Origin of the sequence: Streptomyces griseiscabiei (assembly GCF_020010925.1) — a bacterium.
Taxonomy (GTDB): domain Bacteria; phylum Actinomycetota; class Actinomycetes; order Streptomycetales; family Streptomycetaceae; genus Streptomyces; species Streptomyces griseiscabiei.
In genome coordinates this window covers 3,823,566-3,843,690 of record NZ_JAGJBZ010000001.1, presented here as the reverse complement: position 1 = coordinate 3,843,690, position 20,125 = coordinate 3,823,566, and the positions used below count along the sequence as shown (strand labels likewise).

At 71.2% G+C, this 20,125-nt stretch carries 19 protein-coding genes; 5 read left to right on the top strand and 14 right to left on the bottom strand.

The window, feature by feature from the left end:
• Window positions 1-64 precede the first annotated feature (64 nt).
• Window positions 65-3,193 (bottom strand): alpha-N-acetylglucosaminidase, encoded by a 3,129-nt coding sequence (locus tag J8M51_RS16770; RefSeq protein ID WP_267299248.1) that lies wholly within the window; start codon window positions 3,191-3,193, stop codon window positions 65-67.
• 115 nt (window positions 3,194-3,308) lie between these two features.
• Here J8M51_RS16770 and J8M51_RS16765 point away from each other — a divergent pair, with 115 nt between their 5' ends.
• On the top strand, window positions 3,309-3,761 hold the full coding sequence (locus tag J8M51_RS16765; protein ID WP_179203428.1) for a hypothetical protein: 453 nt from the start codon (window positions 3,309-3,311) through the stop codon (window positions 3,759-3,761).
• A 98-nt stretch (window positions 3,762-3,859) separates the two neighbouring features.
• On the opposite strand, the gene J8M51_RS16760 is transcribed toward J8M51_RS16765, so the two are convergent.
• The 7 genes from J8M51_RS16760 to J8M51_RS16730 form a co-directional block, all read right to left on the bottom strand.
• Window positions 3,860-5,464 (bottom strand): DUF1996 domain-containing protein, encoded by a 1,605-nt coding sequence (locus J8M51_RS16760; RefSeq protein WP_086762318.1) that lies wholly within the window; start codon window positions 5,462-5,464, stop codon window positions 3,860-3,862.
• Window positions 5,465-5,774: 310 nt separating this feature from the next.
• Window positions 5,775-6,797, bottom strand: coding sequence for an NAD-dependent epimerase/dehydratase family protein (locus tag J8M51_RS16755; protein WP_179203427.1), 1,023 nt, complete (start codon window positions 6,795-6,797; stop codon window positions 5,775-5,777).
• Between the two features lie 111 nt (window positions 6,798-6,908).
• Window positions 6,909-7,520: a winged helix-turn-helix domain-containing protein gene (locus J8M51_RS16750; protein ID WP_267299247.1), complete on the bottom strand. Its 612-nt coding sequence runs from the start codon at window positions 7,518-7,520 to the stop codon at window positions 6,909-6,911.
• Window positions 7,521-7,854: 334 nt separating this feature from the next.
• Complete coding sequence (locus J8M51_RS16745; protein ID WP_216591138.1) at window positions 7,855-8,817, bottom strand: DUF6891 domain-containing protein; 963 nt, start codon at window positions 8,815-8,817, stop codon at window positions 7,855-7,857.
• A gap of 83 nt (window positions 8,818-8,900) precedes the next feature.
• Window positions 8,901-9,929, bottom strand: coding sequence for a glutamine synthetase (glnII, locus tag J8M51_RS16740; protein ID WP_086758968.1), 1,029 nt, complete (start codon window positions 9,927-9,929; stop codon window positions 8,901-8,903).
• A gap of 300 nt (window positions 9,930-10,229) precedes the next feature.
• Complete coding sequence (locus J8M51_RS16735; protein WP_086758966.1) at window positions 10,230-10,931, bottom strand: RlpA-like double-psi beta-barrel domain-containing protein; 702 nt, start codon at window positions 10,929-10,931, stop codon at window positions 10,230-10,232.
• Window positions 10,932-11,090: 159 nt separating this feature from the next.
• Window positions 11,091-11,450 carry an arsenate reductase family protein gene (locus J8M51_RS16730; RefSeq protein ID WP_179203255.1) on the bottom strand — a complete coding sequence of 120 codons (360 nt, stop codon included), beginning with the start codon at window positions 11,448-11,450 and terminating at the stop codon, window positions 11,091-11,093.
• A 212-nt stretch (window positions 11,451-11,662) separates the two neighbouring features.
• Between J8M51_RS16730 and J8M51_RS16725 the strand changes: the two genes are divergently transcribed.
• Both J8M51_RS16725 and J8M51_RS16720 read left to right on the top strand, forming a co-directional pair.
• The gene (locus tag J8M51_RS16725; protein WP_028796925.1) at window positions 11,663-11,977 is read left to right on the top strand and encodes a hypothetical protein; all 315 of its coding nucleotides are present in this window, start codon (window positions 11,663-11,665) and stop codon (window positions 11,975-11,977) included.
• 244 nt (window positions 11,978-12,221) lie between these two features.
• Window positions 12,222-12,869: a DUF4360 domain-containing protein gene (locus J8M51_RS16720; RefSeq protein WP_086758962.1), complete on the top strand. Its 648-nt coding sequence runs from the start codon at window positions 12,222-12,224 to the stop codon at window positions 12,867-12,869.
• A gap of 384 nt (window positions 12,870-13,253) precedes the next feature.
• Here J8M51_RS16720 and J8M51_RS16715 read toward each other — a convergent pair whose 3' ends face one another.
• Both J8M51_RS16715 and J8M51_RS16710 read right to left on the bottom strand, forming a co-directional pair.
• On the bottom strand, window positions 13,254-14,447 hold the full coding sequence (locus J8M51_RS16715; protein ID WP_267299246.1) for a winged helix DNA-binding domain-containing protein: 1,194 nt from the start codon (window positions 14,445-14,447) through the stop codon (window positions 13,254-13,256).
• Window positions 14,448-14,516: 69 nt separating this feature from the next.
• Window positions 14,517-15,461, bottom strand: a complete 945-nt coding sequence (locus J8M51_RS16710) for a phosphotransferase family protein (RefSeq protein ID WP_267299245.1) — start codon at window positions 15,459-15,461, stop codon at window positions 14,517-14,519.
• A gap of 201 nt (window positions 15,462-15,662) precedes the next feature.
• Here J8M51_RS16710 and J8M51_RS16705 point away from each other — a divergent pair, with 201 nt between their 5' ends.
• Window positions 15,663-15,956, top strand: a complete 294-nt coding sequence (locus tag J8M51_RS16705) for a hypothetical protein (RefSeq protein WP_086751879.1) — start codon at window positions 15,663-15,665, stop codon at window positions 15,954-15,956.
• 18 nt (window positions 15,957-15,974) lie between these two features.
• On the opposite strand, the gene pspAB is transcribed toward J8M51_RS16705, so the two are convergent.
• From pspAB to glnA, 4 genes are all read right to left on the bottom strand, one after another.
• The gene (gene pspAB, locus J8M51_RS16700) at window positions 15,975-16,568 is read right to left on the bottom strand and encodes a PspA-associated protein PspAB (RefSeq protein ID WP_086751881.1); all 594 of its coding nucleotides are present in this window, start codon (window positions 16,566-16,568) and stop codon (window positions 15,975-15,977) included.
• 5 nt (window positions 16,569-16,573) lie between these two features.
• Window positions 16,574-17,515: a zinc metalloprotease HtpX gene (gene htpX, locus J8M51_RS16695; RefSeq protein ID WP_086751882.1), complete on the bottom strand. Its 942-nt coding sequence runs from the start codon at window positions 17,513-17,515 to the stop codon at window positions 16,574-16,576.
• Between the two features lie 112 nt (window positions 17,516-17,627).
• Window positions 17,628-17,885, bottom strand: coding sequence for an SCO2583/SCO2584 N-terminal domain-containing protein (locus J8M51_RS16690; RefSeq protein ID WP_086751884.1), 258 nt, complete (start codon window positions 17,883-17,885; stop codon window positions 17,628-17,630).
• A gap of 131 nt (window positions 17,886-18,016) precedes the next feature.
• The gene (gene glnA, locus J8M51_RS16685) at window positions 18,017-19,426 is read right to left on the bottom strand and encodes a type I glutamate--ammonia ligase (RefSeq protein WP_086751886.1); all 1,410 of its coding nucleotides are present in this window, start codon (window positions 19,424-19,426) and stop codon (window positions 18,017-18,019) included.
• A 198-nt stretch (window positions 19,427-19,624) separates the two neighbouring features.
• On the opposite strand from glnA, the gene J8M51_RS16680 reads away from it, so the two are divergent.
• Window positions 19,625-20,092, top strand: coding sequence for an RDD family protein (locus J8M51_RS16680; RefSeq protein WP_086751887.1), 468 nt, complete (start codon window positions 19,625-19,627; stop codon window positions 20,090-20,092).
• The last annotated feature ends 33 nt before the right edge of the window (window positions 20,093-20,125 follow it).

Genomic DNA, 20,125 nt, shown 5'->3' with positions numbered 1-20,125 from the left:
GGGGAACTGCGCGAGAAGCCCCACCGGACCCGCACCCGCCGACGCATCAGGCACCCCCACCCCGTCACGCGAGCGACCACCCACTGAACTCCACCAGCCCCCGACCCCCACTCCCCCCGTTCGTCGCACTCATGAACAACCCCACATCCTGCCCCGCCCCCACCGCCCCCGGCACACTCACGGACGCCACCTCCCGCCAGCTCCCCCCGCCATCCACGGAGAACTCCCCCACATACGCCCCCACCCCCACCCGCCTCAACCGCAACACCACCGGCGCCTTCACCCCCGTGATCCGCCGATACGTGTCCAGCGTCCCGTCCCCCGTACTGTCGTACGACAACACCACCCCGTTCGCCGGAGTGACCGCCAGATTCAGGAACCCCGCCGCCCCGGCGGTCCCCAGCCGGTTCCGCACGACGATCCCCGCCCGGGCCCAGTTCCCGGTCGCCGCCTGCGCGTCGACCCGAAGCGTGGCAGCCGTACCCTCCCGCAGCGCCCCCGCCCGATACGCCGTGCCGAACTCCGACGTACCCCGCCACAGATCCGCCCCGCCCCCGTCGATGGCGAACCGCGACCCCAGCTGCCCGAACACGGCCCCGTTGCTGGTGTACGTGCTCCACCCGGCCCCCAACGGCCCGGCCTCGAAGAGCGTCCCGTCGAACCGGCCCTCCACCCGGTCCTCGCCCCGGGGCCCGTACGCCGCGGTGAGCGTGTACGGCAGCGGCCGGAGCGGCCGGTCCAGCGGTGCCCCCGGGGCGCCCACCCGCCAGCGCGCGGTCCCCGTGCCCGCCGCCGCGACGCTCGGCAACGATGTCGGCCCCTCCGGCTCGGCCGTTCCGTCGAACCCGTCGAGCGCGAAGTCCACACGCCCCGTCGCCCGCAGCCCGTTGACGTTCCGCAGGACCGCCGAGAGCCGTCCGCGCCCGCCGGGCGGCAGCACCGGCGGCTCCGCGGTGACGGTCAGCGTTCCCTGGTACGGCGCCCGCGCCAGCACGTCCCGCACCCGCGCCGCCGCCCGGTACGCGTCCCCCACCGGCCGCAGCGGATAGTCCTTCCGCTCCCGCGTCCACGGCTCCTCGAACGCGAACCAGTCCACGGGCGCCGGTGCGGTCCCCGTGGCGAGCGCGTCCTCCAGGGCGTCGAGCCACTTCTGCCAGCGCGGCACGTAGAAGTCGGCCATCAGGCCGTTCCACTCCCGGTTGCCGTACTCGTGCAGCGTGCCCGCGTCCGAGGTCGCCCGCCCGCCCCACACCGTGATCAGCACCTTCGCCGTCCGCTCGAACTCCGCCCGCTCGGCGTCGTTCGTCGCCAGCGCTCGCGCGTCGTTCACCCACGGCCCGAGCAGGAACGCCCCGTTCGTGCCCGTCACCTCGTCGGACAGCCGCATCAGCCGCAGCCAGAGTGTGGCGAGGGCGCGGAAGGTCGCGAGATCCCCCCGCCGGTAGGCCTCCCGCAGCTGCGGAAGGTACTGCCGGCTGCGGTGCGCCAGCGCCTGCCGGGCCACGTCCACCACGTCGTACCGATACGCCGGGCTGCGGCGCAGCCCGCCCGCCACGCCCAGCAGCCCGGTGAGGGCCGCGTCGAAGCGGCCCGGGTCGTACGTCAGGGTCCGCGGCGCGTACTCGGCGGCCCGGCTCGCGGCCAGGTCGGGGCGGGCGCAGAACAGGGAGTCGTGCGGGTCGCTGCGCTCCACGGCCCGCTGCTGGTAGGCGGTGTCGTGCAGCGCCCGCCACGCCGCGCGGGCGGAGGCGTCACGGCCGCCGTAGCGGAAGTCGGCGTACGAGGAGAACCAGGCCGCGCGGTCGGGCTTCCGCGGTGTCCAGGCCAGTTCGGAGAAGAGCTCGAAGGCCGCCGGGTCGCGGTCGGTGGCCTCCGGCAGATACGCCGTACCGGCGAGCGCGCTGCCCGCCTTGTCCCGCCAGGCGAAGAACTTGTCGTTCCACAGGTGCGCGCGGGCCCCGATCGTCGTCCGGCCGCCGAAGTTGGGGATCGTGCCGAAGCAGTACGGGGTGCCGCCCCAGTCGCGTTCGCGGTCGGTGACACTGGCGTAGCGGTCGGAGACACCGTCCACGATCAGCATCCGCGACCGGTCGATGGCGTCCAGCAGCTCCGGCAGCGGGTTCTCCTGCCAGCCGAGGATCACCCAGGTCGCACCGGGCCGCGCCTTCCGGAGGGCGCGCTCCACCCCCTGCGCCGCGTCCGGCACCGGTACGTCGCCCGCCGTGCCGCCCTCGTGCAGGAGGTCCATCTTGAAGTGGGACGCCTTCCCGAAGACGTCCTTCACATGGCGGTAGAAGGAGGCGGCGACCCGGGCGAACGCGTCGGTGCGCGGGTCGAGCCAGTCGGGGCGTTCGAAGCCGTGCCAGACGCCCTGCGGGACGACGTGCGCGTCCCCGCCGTTGCGCTCCACGAACTCCTTGGGGACATGGCCGTAGTAGCCGGGCAGCACCGGGGACATGCCCAGCTCGCGCAGCCGGTCGGCGATCCGCCGGCCCAGCGCGGCCCGGCGGGCGATCAGCCCGGGGGAGAGGGGGCCGCCGTAGCCGGAGAGGTTCTGCAGCAGCCACCACGGCTGGTGCGAGGGGGCCGGGAGCCAGGCCCGGGACTCCTCGTCGGAGTAGCCGAAGTCCTTGAGCAGCCGGTGGTAGACGGCCTCCATACCGGCGACGACCAGCACCTCGTTGCAGCCGTGCGCCGCCAGCAGGTCGATCTGGCGCTCCCAGTACGGCCAGTCCGCGTACGGGGCGGTGTAGCCGTCGTTGGTGTCGTTGAGCGCGAAGCGGTGGGGGAGCGCGGTGGATCTCTCCAGGGGCCGGGCGGGCGCGGGCAGGCGCTTCGGGAGGTCCGGTTGACCGCCGTTCCAGGCGAGGTGCGCCCCGCAGACGTACTTGAGGTACCAGTGCACGCCCATGAGCAGGGTGGCCGGTGTGGTGGCCCGCACCTGGACGCGTCCGGTGGTGCCTGTGACACGGAACCGGTCGACGGTGCCGCTGCGGTCGAGCAGACTGAGCCGGAACTGTCCGGCATGACCGGGCAGCAGCCGATTGAGCGCGGAGCGCGCGGGAGCCGTATCGAAGGCGGGGCCCTCGCCGGGGCTCTCAGCGGCGTGGGCCGGGGCCGACCACTTCAGGTGGGTTCCGAGGCCGATGACACCGGCCGAGCCCAGCACCGTGCGTCGCGACGGACTGTTCATGTCTGTGTGCCCCCTGTGTCGACAGTGGCGGCACGCTAACCGGACGACCGTCCGTGAACAACGGTGCGCACGGAGCTGGCGAGTTCACGTCGCCGGAACGGACCCGGAGGAACGGATGAGTGTGACGAGGAAGAGCCTTGCGGGAAGCGCGGCCGGTGCGGTCGCCGCCCTGCTGATGCTGACCGGCTGCGGCGCGGGCGACGACGCCGAGGCCGCCGTCCCGAAGACCGCGACCGGGACCCTGGAGCACATCGCGGGCGAGGTGGGCTGCAAGCCGGACATGCAGACGGACGCCGACACGATCCGCCAGGCGCTGTGCACCAACAAGGACGGCGACTTCGACGGCAAGTTCGTCCTCGCGACCTTCGCCACCGACCGCGGCCAGGCCGAGTGGCTGGCCGGTGCCAAGGACTACGGCGGCTACTACCTCGTCGGCCGCAAGTGGGTCGCCGTCGGCGAGAAGAAGACCGTGGGCGGGCTGCAGGGCGCGCTCGGCGGCGAGGTGCAGGAGGGGTCCGCGCACATGAACCCCGGTGGCAGCCACAACAAGGGCGGCCACAGCGGCTGACCGCGGTCACGGCGGCCGGCCGCGAGGGAAACCGAAAGCCGGCGGTGGGAGATCCCACCGCCGGCTTCCTCGTGTGTCGCGTTGCCGCGTCAGTGCTGCTACTGGCAGTCCTGGCCGCTGTTGATGCAGTCGACCACCTGGTTCATCGTGTTCTGGTCGAAGAAGTTGATGAAGTCGTTGTGGTCGGTGATCGCCTTGTGGAGCTGGTCCGGGAAGGAGTCGATCGCGTAGGCGTTCTGCAGCTGCCCGTTCTGGATGGACGGCGCCGGGATGTCGTAGACCAGGCGGACCTGGAGCTGCGGGATGGCCTGGAAGCCGTTGGAGCAGCTGCCGTTCTGCTCGACGAAGTCGACGTGCGTCCGGTGGTTGGCGCTGTCGATGTTCTGGCCGTCCCAGCAGCTCTGGAAGAAGGACGTCCGGACCACGGAGCTGCCCTGCGGGCAGATCGGGTACTTGTCCGTCACGACACGGTCCTCGAGACCCGTGCAGCTCCAGTTGGTGTTGGCGTTGTTCAGGCCGTTGACGAAGGACTTCGCGTCACCGGTGATGATGCGCAGCGCGGTCGGCATGGCGACGACGTTGCCCTGCTTGTTGCCGACGAACTTCAGCTCGGCCTGGCTGGGCTCGACGATCTTGCCGACGTTGCCGTCCTGGCCACCGCCGGGGGCGCCTGCGTCGATGTCGTTCGAGCCGTCCTGCAGACGGATGACCGGCCAGAAGTAGGACGACTTGTCACCCTGGTTCTGGCAGGTGGTCTGCGCGTTCGCCAGGTCCTGGTCGCTCGCGAAGGCGTTGTTGCTCTGGTTGCCGACGTAGTCGTGCTGGTGCTGGGCACCGTTGCTGACACCGGGGGCGACGATCACGTTGTCCGAGTTGCGGAGCTCGTTGTCGTTGGTGCCGCAGTTCGTGGTGAAGGTACCCGTCGAACCGCCGTCGCCGTTCGCGGCGAGACCGTTGCCGCCGACACCCTTGGGGCCGCCGTTCGGCTGGACCTGGTTGATGTCGATGAAGTCGGCCGCGACCGGGCCGTTGCCGCCCTGACCGCCACCGTTGTTGCCCTGGTTCTGGCCCTGGCCGTTGCCGCCCTGGTTCTGGCCGTTTCCACCCTGGTTCTGACCGTTGCCCTGGCCGTTGCCGCCCTGGTTCTGGCCATTGCCATTGTTGTTGTTGCCGTTGTTGCCCTGGCCGTTGTTGCCCTGACCCTGGCCCTGGCCGCCACCGGCGTTGGTCTGGTTCTGGTCCGCGACGCCCTGGCAGTTGGCGAGCTGGTCCATGCCCTGCGGGGTCTTGCCGCCCGCGTTCCGGATGTTGATGCCGATCCGGTCGAGGGTGGCGACCCGCTTGGACTTGAGCGGGCCGATGATGGCGTTGTTGACGAAGCCGGCATCCCCCGCCTGGGCCTGGCGCGTGTCCGCGAGGCGCTTGTAGGCCTCGGTGACCTGCTGATCCAGCAGCGCCAACTCCTTGGCGACGTTCTTACGCGCCTTCTGGGGCACGTTGGTCAGCTGCTGGCCGACGTCCGGGCAGTCGATCGTGGCCACCTGCGCGGAGGCCAGCGTGCTGTTCTGCTTGGACTTCGACTCGCCCGCTGAGGCGTAGAAGTTCGCCCAGACCAGGCCGCCGCCCGCGACCGCGAGCGCCGCGGATGCGGCGATGGCCCGGACGGCCAGCGGCGAACGTCGTTTGCGTGTGTTGCGTCCCATGGAACTCCTCTGACTTCCTTGCGGGGCATCGAGGCGCCCGACAGGAGTGAAGCGGCTCCATCGAATACGCGGCGAGTCCCAGGAGTGTTCAGGCGACTCACAAATTGATGAGAGATTCGTGGGACAAACTGGTTTCAACGCCCCATGAAACACCGGGAGTTGCTGATCCCCTACGGCGGGTGCACTGTGAAGGTCCCTGGCGGAGTCCGTGAAGGGCGCCTTTCGGCGGCCCTGGCCAACATACGCGAGAACCGCCGCACGCGTGCCGATTGCCCGTTCTGCCGTTGCCCCGCGTCGGTCCTGCCACGCCCTAGAGACCCAGCACCTTCGCCTCCACCGCCGGGTCCAGTCCCACCGGCGGCCGGTCCGGGCGGTGCGGCGCCACTCCGCCGAGCCCGCTCAGCCACGCCCAGGTGTCCCGTACGGTCTCCTCCACGCCCCGGCAGCGCAGTCCGTGCCCCACGGCCCGGGACACGTCCGCGCGGTGCAGCGCGTCATGCAGCTCGCTTCCCTCCGGCACCCACACCGGCAGCCCCGTCCACGGCTCGATCCCGGCGCCGAGCACCGACTCCGGTGCGGTCCAGCGGAGTTCGGCGGCCCCGCCGGTCACCCGCACACAGGCGTCGAGCAGCTCGCCCATCGTCGTCATGCCCGGCGGACCGGCCAGGTTGTACGCGCCGCACCGCTCCTGTTCCGCCGCGCCGAGCACCCAGTCGGCGAGATCGCGGACGTCGACGTACTGCAGGGGGAGGTCCCGGGGGCCGGGTGCCAGGACCGGTCCGCCCCGGGCGGTCCGGTCGAGCCACCAGGGCAGCCGGCCGATGTTCTCGTACGGCCCGAGGATCAGCCCGGAGCGTACGAGGAGCGAGCGGTCGGCGCCGAACGCCTCCACGGCGGCCAGCTCCCCGCCCCGCTTGTCGCGCGCGTAGTCCGTCTGCCCGGCGTCCGCCGACGCGCCCTCCACCACGGGCGCCCCCTCGTCGTACCCGGCGGCCGGGGGCCAGGCGTACACCGAGCAACTCGACACGTATACATACCGTTTCGCCGCGCCGGACAGCAGTCGCGCGGTGTCCCGGACGGCTCGCGGCGCCGCCGACCAGGTGTCGACGACGACATCCCACCCGCCCCCGCCGGAACCGGAACCGGCGGTGGAGGCGGCGGCGAGCGCCGCGAGCCCGTCCGGTGCGGTGCGGTCGCCCAGCAACGACCGCACCCCGGCCGAAGGCGCGTGCCGTCCCCGGTGGAAGACGGTCACCTCCCAGCCGCGGGTCAGCGCCGACTCCACGACGGCGCGACCCACGAACTCCGTACCACCCAGCATCAGAAGTCTCATACCGCCGACTCTGCCCGCCGGGCGGCGGCCACGGACGGAAATCTGCTCTCAGGAGATCCGCTGTCGGCGGCACAGCGGCACAGCGGCACAGCGGCACAGCCGCTCGGTCGGTCAGCGGTTCAGCGGCGGCGTGTACTTGTACCCGACCCGCCGCACCGTCTGGATCGCCTGGCGGAACTCCGCGCCGAGCTTGCGGCGCAGCCGGGCGATGTGGACGTCGACCGTACGACCGTCGCCCACATGCCCGTAGCCCCACACCGTGGTGACCAACTGGTCGCGGGTGTGCACCCGGTTGGGATGCGCGACCAGATGGGCGAGGAGTTCGAACTCCAGATAGGTGAGGTCGAGCGGCCGCCCGCCGACCTGGGCCGTGCGCTGCACGGTGTCGACGCGGACCAGCTCGTCCCCACCGGCACCGAGGTGGCCGTCCGGCTTCTCGTCCGCGACGGCGAACGGCGCCGGCGGCGGCTGCTGGTCCGCCGGCACGAGCACCAGGTACCCGACCATCGGCGGCCGGCCCGGCAGCGTGGGCAGGGTGTGCTGGGGAGCGGGCAGCCAGGTCGCGCCCGGCGGCAGGAAGTCGGTGATGTCCACGACCTCGTCCCGCCCCACGGCACGCAGCCGGTGCCGGGGGGCGGCGCCGGGGGCGGGGACGGCGACGGGGACGGAGCCCGGCGCGGAGGTCAGCGGGGTCGCGGTCGACAGTGAACGGGTGTTCGCCATGAGAGGTCAGCTCTTTCGCGCGAGAGGTTCGTCCGGGAGACCTCGGCGACCGAGTTCGTGGTCGGTGACCCGCCGAGGGACGTACGTCGTTCCGCGCCGACCGAAGGCCGGGGTGTACGGCTTTAGAGGGCCGGCGCGTTCATCGCGCGGCAACACACCCGGTCGAAGTCGTGGTGCTGACGGGAAGGCCAGAAGGGCTCGAGGTCATGGCGACCCGTCGCACGTCGGTTCTGGAAGCTGGCCATGGCCCCATTGAAGCAGACACACGCCCGCCGCAGGAGTCTCCTCTCACTGCTTGGACGCTTCTTCGACATGACGGGGGTGTGTCATGACCTCACCCCACCAGCCGTTTCCGCCAGTCCAGCGGGGTGACGGCGACCGCCGTCCCGGGATCGCCGTCCCATTGGGTGGACAGCCCCTCCGCCGCGAGCGCGGCCACGACCTGGTGTCCGACCGCCGCGGTGGTCTCGGCGGAGCCGTCGAACCCGCCGTAGAGCAGCATCAGTCCGTGCCCGGCGGCGGCGCCCTCCGTGCACTGCGTGTGGAAGAACACGAACCCCGGGGCGTCCGGCGGCCCTTCGGCGCCGATCTCGCTCATGCCGCAGCTGCGGCAGCAGGTGAAGTGCTCCCGGGCGGTGATGCCGTGCGCCGCCCGGAGCGTCTCGAAGGCCCGGGTCAGCCGCTCGGGGTCGGTGACGCCGTCCCAGGTCTCCTGCTCGGCGAGCCGCTCCACCCAGAGCCGGTCGACGAGCTGCCGGGCCTGCGCGGGGGAGACGGGCCGCTCGTCGCCGTCGACCAGATACTCCTCGGCGGTCTCGCTCAGCCGCGCCCGGTCGTCGTAGCCGCAGCGCAGCAGCTCCCGGACCCGCTCCTCGACCTGGTCCCGTACGTCGTCCGGGAGGTCCGGCACCTCCTCCGGGGCGTCGTGCTCGACCGGGGTCCACTCGATGCCGGTGTCCCAGCCCGCCGCCCGCCGCGCCCAGCCGGTCATGGCCTCGGCGACCCGCTCGGGGTCGGTGAGGACCGCCCCGAAGAACCGGTCGCGGCCCTCGCGGTGCTCCAGCTGGTACTCGCCGGCCGTGCCGTCGTCGGCCCGCTGGTGCCAGACCTGGACGAAGACGTCCGGCACGTCCGGTATCCGCTGCACGACCAGGAAGCGGTCGCCGTGGTCCCCGATCCGGAGCACCAGCTCACGCAGCCGCCCGCCCGTGATCCGGGCGTGCTTCTCCCAGTTCTCCGTGTCGACCCTGACGGCCAGTTCGGACATGTCGTGCGAGTCGCCCCCGTCGATCTTCATGCCCTCACGATCGCATGCCCCACTGACAACGCCGAAGGGCGCCCACCGTGACGGTGGGCGCCCTCGTGGAGCGGCGGGGTGGCTCAGACCTGGCCGGCCTTGTCGAGCGCGGTGCAGCAGGTGTCGACGATCAGCCGCGTCACGACGTACGGGTCGACGTTGGCGTTCGGGCGGCGGTCCTCGATGTAGCCCTTGCCGTCCTTCTCGACCTGCCACGGGATACGGACCGAGGCGCCGCGGTCGGAGACACCGTAGGAGTACTCGTTCCACGGGGCGGTCTCGTGCAGACCGGTCAGACGGTCGTCGATGCCGGCGCCGTAGTTCTTGACGTGGTCGAGCGGCTTCGAGCCCTCGCCGAGCGACTCGCACGCGGTGATGATCGCGTCGTAGCCCTCGCGCATCGCCTTCGTGGAGAAGTTGGTGTGCGCGCCGGCGCCGTTCCAGTCGCCCTTGACGGGCTTCGGGTCCAGCGTCGCGGAGACCTCGAAGTCCTCGGCGGTGCGGTAGAGCAGCCAGCGGGCCACCCACAGGTGGTCGGCGACCTCCAGCGGGGAGACCGGGCCGACCTGGAACTCCCACTGGCCGGGCATGACCTCGGCGTTGATGCCGGAGATGGCGAGACCGGCCGTCAGGCAGTTCTCCAGGTGGGCCTCGACGATGTCACGGCCGAAGATCTCGTCGGCGCCGACACCGCAGTAGTAGCCGCCCTGGGGGGCCGGGAAGCCGCCCTTGGGGAAGCCGAGCGGGCGCTCGCCGTCGAAGAAGGTGTACTCCTGCTCGATGCCGAAGATCGGCTCCTGCGCGGCGAACTTCTCGGCCACCTCGCGCAGCGCGGCACGGGTGTTGGACTCGTGCGGCGTCATGTCGATGTTGAGGACCTCGCAGAGCACGAGGATGTCGTCGCCGCCGCGGATCGGGTCCGGGCAGGAGAAGACCGGCTGGAGCACACGGTCCGAGGAGTGCCCCTCGGCCTGGTTGGTGGAGGACCCGTCGAAGCCCCAGATCGGCAGCTCCGCACCCTTGGCGTCGTCGGCGAAGATCTTCGTCTTCGAGCGGAGCTTGGCCGTCGGCTCGGTGCCGTCGATCCAGATGTACTCAGCCTTGAAGGTCACGGGACACATCCTTCGGGGTGGGTCACTAGGCGCATGTGCGGGTGCTGCGGCGCTGCGGCACTGAAACGCCGCTGATGCCGGGCAGCCTGTCAACGCGCGATTTCCCGGTCGTTGCTCGAATGTGAACCCCGTGTTACCTGGTGTCTCTGTGGCACGACTCACGCTCCCGCGACGGGAGTCGGCGATGCGGGCGGAGCCGCTGGTCGAAGGCGCGCATGAGGCCGGCCACCGCTGGGCGCGGTGACCGGCCTTTCAGGCGGACCGGGGCCGGCCGATTGGGGTCGGCCGACCGGGGTCAGGTCAGCCCACCTTCTCGATCAGCGCGCGGCGGATCAGGAACTTGCCCGGTTCCCGGACCTGTTCGAAGGCGGCGTTGTTCAGCAGCGCGCAACTGCCGGAGACCGAGGTGACCTCGACCGTCGTGGACTTGTTGTTGTCCAGGTTGGTCACCCGCAGCTTGGTGCCGGCCGGGAACTGGTTGCTGGACGCCGCCGGGGCCCCGCCCTCGCCCGAGAGGGTGACGGTGGACCCGTTGCAGACCTGCTCACCGGCCCCGGCGTTCCCCGTGTCACCGGCGCCGCCCGCGTTCCCGGCCGCCTCGTCGCCCCCGGGAGCCTGGGGGTCCTGAGCCGACCCCCCGGTCTCCGCGGCCGGCGCGGACGGCTGTGCGGGTTGCGCGGGCTGTGCCGCCTGGGAGCCCTGAGCCGACTCCCCGACGACGCAGTCCGACGCGCCCTGCTGGACCTTGATCTGGGCGATGACCGCCTCGCGGTTGGCGATCCGGGCCGCCGACTGCGCGTCCGGGTTCGCCTTCTGGTCCGCGATGAACCGCTCGTTGTTGCCGAGCGCCGTGGCCAGCCCCTGGCAGACGTTGGACTGGGCGGCGGTCTGTGCCGCGTTCGACGTGGCCGCCATGGCGAAGGCCCCGCCTCCCGCCACCGCCGCCGCGGTCACGAACAGCGCGACCTTCTTCTTCGTGCCGAGCGTTCTCCTACGCGACATGCGCGCCTCCTGTTCCCGGCGGGCCTCTGATCGGCCACCGGATCGGACGAGTACGCCGCTATGTACGAGATCCCGAACGAGGTTACTCAACGGTCACGGCGAACTCTCAAGTAACCCACGTCACACCGAGGTTGGCGCCGGACCGCGGCGAACCGCCCGCTACCGGGACAGAGCGTCCCGTACCGCCTCGTCCGTGCGGGCCACCACCGCCGTGCCGTCCTCGGCGGTGATGATCGGCCGCTGGATGAGCTTCGGGTGCTCGGCGAGGGCCTTGACCCACCGGTCCCGTGAACCGGCGTCCCGTGTCCACTCCTTGAGACCCAGCTCCTTCGCGGCGGCCTCCTGGGTGCGGGTGATGTCCCACGGTTCGAGCCCGAGCCGGTCCAGTACGGCGCGGATCTCGTCCTCGCTCGGGACGTCCTCCAGATAGCGGCGGACGGTGTAGTCGGCGCCCTCGGCGTCGAGCAGGCCGATGGCGCTGCGGCACTTCGAACAGGCCGGGTTGATCCAGATCTCCATGCCGCCCACCGTAGTCAACGGGTGTGCCGGACGGTCCGACCGCGGCCCCACCGACGGGCCGTGAAAACCCCTGTTCCACCTCTGTCACAGGACCCCTCAGATCCCTTCTGGCCAGGGGCGATTGTCAGTGGGGGGTAGTAAAATAGAAGCAGTGTTCGAGGGTTGCCGACGGGGGATCTCCGGCGGCGCCCAGACCGCGACAGGAGGATGTCTTGCCCGCTGCCGCACTGAAGTCGAAGCCGCTGCCCACCCAGTCCACCGTCCAGCATCCCGTTCTGCTCGACCTGCCCTACGAGCCGGTGGTGAAGCACACGCTGCCGCCGGGCCGTCCGCGCGAGTGGTACATCACCCACAACCGGCGTCTGAAGGCCATGCGCCTGGCGATCGCCCTGCTCGACTCCGGTGTCCACATGCCGAACCAGGCACGCAACGAGACGATCCGCTCCACGGCGGAGGTCATCGGTGTGCACCCGCCGTCGGACACCACGTGTCACATGGTGCGGGCGCTGATGCGCTACAGCCGCTGATCCGGTACGGCCGCTGAGGCCGAGAGGCAAGAGGGGAAAAGGGCGATCTCCGGCCGCCAGGGTTGGCCGGAGATCGCCCTAGTCCTGCCCGCCCGGGGTCCATACGATGCGGTCGCCCCTCGGTCTTCACAGCTGCTTCACAGATTGTCGCTTCAACGACCGGGGGGTCCTCGCGCGTGCCTATTGACATGCACACGACATATGCATCACCGGGAATGTGCATCACTAGATCGGAGAACCCCCCATGGTTCGTGGTCTCCTCCTGGGCGGCGCCGTCGCCGCCCTGTTCGCCAGTGCGCTGCCCGCGCAGGCCGAGTCCCCCTTCGAGGACCCGCCGCCGGACAAGATCATCATCAAGGTCGCCACGGTGAACGGCTCCGGCTGTCCCCGGGGCACGGCCGCGGTCGCCGTCTCGCCGGACAACACCGCGTTCACCGTGACCTACAGCGACTACCTCGCCCAGGTCGGCGGCGGCGCCCCGTCCACCGCGTTCCGCAAGAACTGCCAGCTCAACCTGATCGTCCATGTGCCCGGCGGCTTCACCTACGCCATCGCCAGCGTGGACTACCGGGGCTTCGCCTCGCTCGCGCGCGGTGCGAGCGGCGTCGAGAAGGCCTCGTACTACTTCCAGGGCTCCCCGGACACGGCTTCCCGGACCCACACGTTCAACGGTCCCCACGAGGACAACTGGCAGGCCACGGACGAGACCGATTGGGCCCAGCTGGTGTGGGCGCCCTGTGGTGTCGAGCGGAACTTCAACATCAACACCGAGCTGCGGGTCAACCGCGGATCCTCGCCGGCGAGCAGCACGAGCTTCATGACCATGGACTCGACGGACGGTGACATCAGCACGATCTACCACCTGGCGTGGAAGGAGTGCCCCGAGAAGTGAGCGGGTGCGCCGGGTGCCCTCTTGTTTCTTGGGCACCCGGTGCTTCTCGCGTGCGTCCTGGGTGGTCGCTTCGTCTGCGGCCCGGTGGGGGCTGGTCGCGCAGTTCCCCGCGCCCCTGAAAAGCAGGGGCTGCGCCCCGTGCTTTTCAGGCCCGCCACCGGTCGCCTTCCAGGGCCCCGCAGCCCTGGCGCTTTCAGGCCGCTGGGCCCTGGCGCTGTCAGGGCCGCGGGGCCCTGCTGCTTCTACCGCCGCGGGGCCCTGCTGCTTCTACGGCCGTGGGGCCCTGGTGCTTTAGGGGCGCGGGGAACTGCGCGAGAAGCCCCACCGGAGCCGCACCCGCCCACGAGACCCGCACCCCCGAGCCATTGGGCGCCCCTCCACCAACTACGCGCCCCCCTCCACCAACTCCTTCTCCAACGGCGTCCGGAACCGCGGAGTGACCCGGCTGTCGCCCACCCACGACCGCAACCGCTCAGCCTCCGCCCGAATCAGCCCCTCCGCCTCGCTCCCCACCCCACCCCGCTCCAGCACCCGCCACACGACCTCCCCGTCCCCCCGCTGGGCCCAGCCGCCCACCACCCGCCCGTTCCACCACACCGTCGGCCCGACATTGCCGCTGTAGTCGAACAGGGCGGCCCGGAACCCGGGGTCGAGATACCAGTCGCGCTGCCGCCAGCCCATGGCCGTCGGATCGAGCGCGGGAAGCAGCGCCGCCCAGGGCTCGCCGGGGTCGGCGACCGGCGCCTCGTCGTCCGCGGTCACATACCCCGTGCCCTCGTCCAGCGTCACCGCCCGCGCCCCGATCGCCGCGAGCGCCCGCCGGACCTCGGTGACCCGCCACCCCGTCCACCACTTCAGGTCCGCCTCGGTCGCCGGGCCGCAGACCGCCAGCCACCGGCCCAGCAGCTCCGCCTGGGCCTCGGCCACGTCCAACTCGGCGTGCGCGGGCGCCACGGCCCAGCGGAACTGGTTCGACGTCCAGGAGCCGAGCGGCCGCCCCCGTACGACCCTGCCCTCCACCCCCAGCACCTTCAGCAGCCGTGTCCCCACGGTGTGCGTGCCCTCGTACGGCTTCCCGGCGGCGTACACGAACCGCTCCCGCAACCTCGGCTCGTCCTCGGCCAGTTCGGAGGCCGTGGCCTGCCCGCGACGGGCCAGCGCGGCGAGCGCCGACTCCTCGACCTCCTTCAGCCAGGCCGGGTCCGGGGCGCCGGCCGTCGCCATGTCCTTCAGCAGCGCGGCCCGCTCCCGCGCGGCGACCGTGATCCCGGTCGAGGCGTGGACGACGGCGGTCAGCTCCGTCGGGAACACGAACACGGTGTGCCGCATGCCGTGCATCCGGACGAGCGTCCGGTCCGTGTACAGCGCGCGCTCGGTCTCGGCCACGGTCCGCCCGGGATCGGCGAGCCGCGCGCCCACCGCGAGAGGCACGCTCGCGGGATCCGAGCCGTGCAGCGCGACCAGCGATCCGGCCACCTCCTCCGGCCCCGCCGCCCGCACGGATCCGGCCAATCGCTGCCGCACCCCCACCCGCACCCGCCGCTCGGCCACCTCCACGAACCGCCGTCCGTCACCCATCCCGCCGCCTCCGCTCACATCGGTGTCCACCCGCCGGGCCCCCCGCCCGGCCCGCCCACCCAACCACCCTCACTCCCCGTACCGCTCCGACACCCCGCCCACATACGCCTCCAGCCGCGCCCCCAGCACCTCCGGCGTCAGATCCGTACGCCCCAGCTCCCGCCAGGGCACCGCGAGCTTCTCCGCGTCGGGGGCGTAGGCGAGCGCGTCCAGCAGCCGCCAGTACAGGTGGTCCCGTCCCCGGGCGAGCCGCCGCCCGCCCCGTGCCTCGTACCGCTCCCCGAAACCGATCCCGTACTCCGCCCCGAACAGCAGCGCCGACGCGGTCGCGCAGTGGGCCACATCGAGATCCGCGGGCCCCCACGAGGTCTCCACCCAGTCCACGACCCCGCTGACCCCGAGGGCCCCGCCCCCGTTCGCGCCCCCACCGGTGAACAGCACGTTCCCCGGATGGAAGTCCCGGTGCAGAAAACACCCCTCCCACGCCGGCGGCTCCCGCCGGATCACGTCCACGGCCCGCTCCCACAGCGCGCCACCCGCCGTGGTGACCCGCTCGGGCGAGGTCCAGGCCTGATACGTACGCGGCCGTTCCGCCGGTACGACCGCGTGGATCCGGGCGAGCTGCCCGGCCAGCAGATCGAGCCGCGCCTCCAGATCGGCGTCGTCCGCCACCCGTACCGACCCCGGCAGCAGGGACATCAACAGCGAGGGGTGGTCGGTGAGTTCGGCGCCCGGGTCGACGGCGTACAGGCGAGGTGCGGGTATGTCGTCGTACGGCGCGAGCAGCGTGAGTATCTCGGCCTCACGGTTCAGCAGCCCGGGAGCGTGCCGCCGGAAGAACGGCTTCACGAATGACCGCAGGACGAGCCCCGTCCCGTCGTCGAGCGTCAGCCGCCGCATCGACGCGGACCAACCGCCCCGCAGATCGGCCCAGTTCCGCACGGTGCGCCCCTCGGGCAGCCGCTCGGCCACCCATGCCCGGGTCGCCGCCCATTCCTCGTCCTCGATTCCCATGGCCGCCAGCATGACCCAGGAGCGGCGACGGAGGGGCACCGATAAATGGGATGCCGCCGCACCCGTCGCACGAGCATCCTGGAGAGGCGCGAAGGAGTCCTCCGGATACCGGACTCATGCAGGACGGGGGTCACTTTCCGGCCCCGGGGCTACTCTTCCACGCATCGTCGTCACCCACGCCACGCCCCGAGGAGTCCCGTCATGGGCACCTTGATCCTTTCGGCGACCGCGGTACTGGTCGTCATGGGTTTCTCCAACCAAGTCCTCTGGCTGGCCGCAGTCGCCCTGCTCTACCTGTACGTCCGTCACGGTCGCACGGGGGGAGGCTCGGCGGCGTCCTCGTCGGGCTCCCCGACGGGCGGCGGCTCGGCCCAGCCCGCCTCCTACCGTGCTTACCGCGACCGCCGTGACCAGCAGGCCAAGTGGGAGCGCCGCTACCGCCGCGAACGGCCTTTCGAGAACCGGCGGCAGGACCGCGACAAGAACGCCAAGTGACGGCGCCCCCGGGGCGGTTCACAGCCCCGGGGCGCCCCAGATCGGGAACCACCGGCTCAGCTCGGGCTCGACCCGCAGATCGTCCCCGAGGGCGGCCCGGACCCGCAGCTCCAGCGCGTTGTCGCGCCGCTGCCCCTCACCCGGCAGCGGCGCGAACGGATAGAAGGTCCCGCGCTTGTAGAGATAGACGACCCCGAGCCGCCCACCGCCCGCGCCCTCCGCCGCCCGGAACCCGACCACCGAGCACAGCAGCTGCGGCCCGAAACCGCCGCTCTCCAGCGCGCTGTTGACCGCGTGCAGATCGCTCACCAGCGCGGGCAGGTCCCGAGGGTCCCGCCGGGAGACCAGCCACGAGTAGCCGTACTCGTCCCGCTCGATCCCGACCGGCGGCCCGGGCCGCTCCGCGTCCGCGTCGAGCAGCGCCCGCACCTCCTGCCGTACGCCGTCGAAGGCCGCGCCCTCGACGGTCGCGAAGCACACCGCGCCCGTGCCGGTCGGGGTGAGCGAGACCGCCGCCTCCAGGGTGACGGCGGCCGAGGGGAGGGCGAAGAGCCGGTCCAGGTCGGGTGCCACCGGCTTCGTACGGCCGAGGAGGATGTCCAGGAGCCCCATACCGCTCAGCCCGCCTTCCCGGGACCACCGGCACCACCGGCCCCCGGCACGGCCGCCTCACCCAGCTCCGCCGAGATACGGGCGAGCTGGTCGAGCCGCTGCTCCAGCGGCGGATGCGTGGCGAAGAGGTGGCCCAGCGGTGCGTGCGCGCCGAGCGCGGGGGTGAAGTAGAAGGCGTTGAAGGCCTGCGCGGTGCGCAGATCCCGGGTCGGGATCCGCGCGATGTCCCCGGTGACCTTGGTGAGCGCGGAGGCGAGCGCCGAGGGCCGCCCGGTGAGCAGGGCGCCCGCCCGGTCGGCGGCCAGCTCGCGATAGCGGGACAGCACCCGGATCAGCACGAAGCTCAGCACGTACACGGCGGCCGAGACACCCATGATCACGCTGAACACGACGGCGGTGTTCTGGTCGCGCCGCCCGCCGAACAGGTTCGAGTAGAACGCGAACCGGACGACGATCCCGGCGATCACCCCGAGGAACGAGGCGACCGTCATGACGGCCACATCGCGGTGCGCCACATGCGACAGCTCGTGCGCGAGCACACCCTCCAGCTCGTCCGGCTCCAGCCGCCCGAGCAGTCCGGTCGTCACGCACACCACCGCGTGATCGGCGTTCCGCCCGGTCGCGAACGCGTTCGGCATCTCCATGTCCGCCACCGCGACCCGCGGCTTCGGCATGTCCGCCACCGCGCACAGCCGGTCGACGACCCCGTGCAGCAGCGGATACTCCTCCCGCTCCACGATCCGCCCGCGCATCGCGTACAGGGCGACCCGGTCGGAGAACCAGTACTGCGCCCCCAGCAGCCCCGCCGCGATCACCACGACCAGCACCCAGGACTTCAGCAGCGCGATCAGTACCGCCACGAACACGACATACAGCAACCCGAGCAGAAACAACGTGACCGTCATCCGCACGGTCAGCCGAGGATCACTGCGGAACCGCTCAGACATCCGTACCACCCCACACTCAGGCAGCGACTCGTCCCGCTGTCCATTGTGCGCCCGGCCCTCCCCATGAAGCGGTCACGCGATGGTCGTGATCGGCCCCCGGCAGGGCAAAGGCTCAGTACGAAGACCGATAGTTGACGTAGCCGATCAGCGCGATCAGCCCCGCCACGCACCCGAACACGATCACCGTCGACACCCACGACGACCGGCGCGGCACCCGCGGCCCCGGATCGGCACGGAACGGCTGCGGCGCGGGCGGGTTCTCCTTCCAGCGGGCCGCGAGCATCCGGGCCCGGGCGGAGGGCTCCTTGTGCTCGGCCCCGTCCGCCCACTTGATGTCGAACTCCCGCTCGTCGTCGTCCTGTTCGGGCATCCCCGCGTCTCCCCGTCGTCTCTCGAACAGTCGTGCCAGAACCCTACGACCCGCAACCATACGACGACGCCCCCGTCCCGGGAAACGGGAACGGGGGCGCCGCCGCGAAGGGCGTACGGACTACGCGTCGATCACACGTCGAAGTACAGCTCGAACTCGTGCGGGTGCGGACGCAGCTGCAGCGGGGCGATCTCGTTGGCGCGCTTGTAGTCGATCCACGTCTCGATCAGGTCCGGCGTGAAGACGTCGCCCTGGAGGAGGAACTCGTGGTCGCGCTCCAGCGAGTCGAGGACGGCCGGGAGGGAGGTCGGGACCTGCGGGACGCCCGCGTGCTCCTCGGGGGCCAGCTCGTAGAGGTCCTTGTCGATCGGCTCGGCCGGCTCGATCTTGTTCTTGATGCCGTCGAGGCCCGCGAGGAGCAGCGCCGAGAAGGCGAGGTACGGGTTGCCGGAGGAGTCGGGCGCGCGGAACTCGACGCGCTTGGCCTTCGGATTCGAACCCGTGATCGGGATACGCATGGCCGCGGAGCGGTTGCGCTGCGAGTAGACCAGGTTGACCGGGGCCTCGAAGCCGGGCACCAGACGGTGGTACGAGTTCACCGTCGGGTTGGTGAAGGCCAGCAGCGACGGGGCGTGCTTGAGGATGCCGCCGATGTAGTAGCGGGCGGTGTCCGACAGGCCCGCGTAACCGGCCTCGTCGTAGAAGAGCGGCTGGCCGCCCGTCCACAGCGACTGGTGGACGTGCATGCCCGAGCCGTTGTCACCGAAGATCGGCTTCGGCATGAAGGTCGCGGTCTTGCCGTTGCGCCAGGCCACGTTCTTCACGATGTACTTGAAGAGCTGGAGGTCGTCGGCCGCGGCGAGCAGCGTGTTGAACTTGTAGTTGATCTCGGCCTGGCCGGCGGTGCCCACCTCGTGGTGCTGGCGCTCGACCTGGAGGCCGGAGTTGGCCAGCTCCAGGGAGATCTCGGCACGCAGGTCGGCGAAGTGGTCGACCGGCGGGGTCGGGAAGTAACCGCCCTTGTAGCGGACCTTGTAGCCGCGGTTGTCCTCCAGCGCACCGGTGTTCCAGGCGCCCGCCTCGGAGTCGATGTGGTAGAAGGACTCGTTCTCCGCGGTCTTGAAGCGCACGCTGTCGAAGACGTAGAACTCGGCCTCGGGACCGAAGTACGCGGTGTCGGCGATACCGGTGGACGCGAGGTACGCCTCCGCCTTCTTCGCCACGTTCCGCGGGTCACGGGAGTACTGCTCGCCTGTGATCGGGTCGTGGATGAAGAAGTTGATGTTGACCGTCTTGTCGCGGCGGAAGGGGTCGACGCGCGCGGTGGACAGGTCGGCGCGGAGCGCCATGTCGGACTCGTGGATGGCCTGGAAGCCGCGGATCGAGGAGCCGTCGAACGCGAGCTCCTCGGCCGGGTCGAAGGCCGTGGCCGGGATCGTGAAGTGCTGCATCACACCCGGCAGGTCGCAGAAGCGGACATCGACGAACTTGACGTCCTCGTCCGCGATGTACTTCTTGGCCTCGTCGGCGTTCTGGAACATCCAGCTCCTCCTACTCCCGACGTCTCCTGCCGGGGTGGTAGTTCGTTCGTGCGGCCAGTGCGGTGGCACACGCTCTTCACGACACTAGGGACGGGTGATTTCTCGTGCGTGACCCATTTGTTTCGCACAAGTTAACCGGACATCCCGCCCCGCACCCCACCTGTCCGTATGGCAGAACGGTGGCAGTACCTTGGACGGGTGGACAAGAGGCAAGCACTCGGATCGTGGCTCTCCGGCCCCCGTGAAGCCGCGGAGGAAGCCGGAGTCGACTTCGGATACAGGGGAGAGCAGCTCGGTCTGCCGGAGGAGGGCTCCGGCTCCATCGCCCGCCCCGGCCGCCGTCTGGGCGCCCTCGCCGTCGACTGGGGCCTGTGCCTGCTGATCGCATACGGCCTGATCACCGACGGCTACGACCAGGCCACCAGCAACTGGGCCCTGCTCATCTTCTTCCTGCTGCACACCCTGACGCTGGGCACGATCGGCTTCACCCCGGGCAAGCGCCTCTTCGGTCTGCGGGTCGTCGCCCAGGACACCGGCACGGTCGTCCCCTGGCGCGCCGCCGTCCGCACGGTCCTGCTCTGCCTCGCCGTCCCCGCCCTGGTCTGGGACCGCGACGGCCGGGGCCTGCACGACCGGCTGGCGCGCACGGTCGAGGTCCGGATCTGAGGTTCCCGCCCGGAGTACGACGATGGGGGCGCC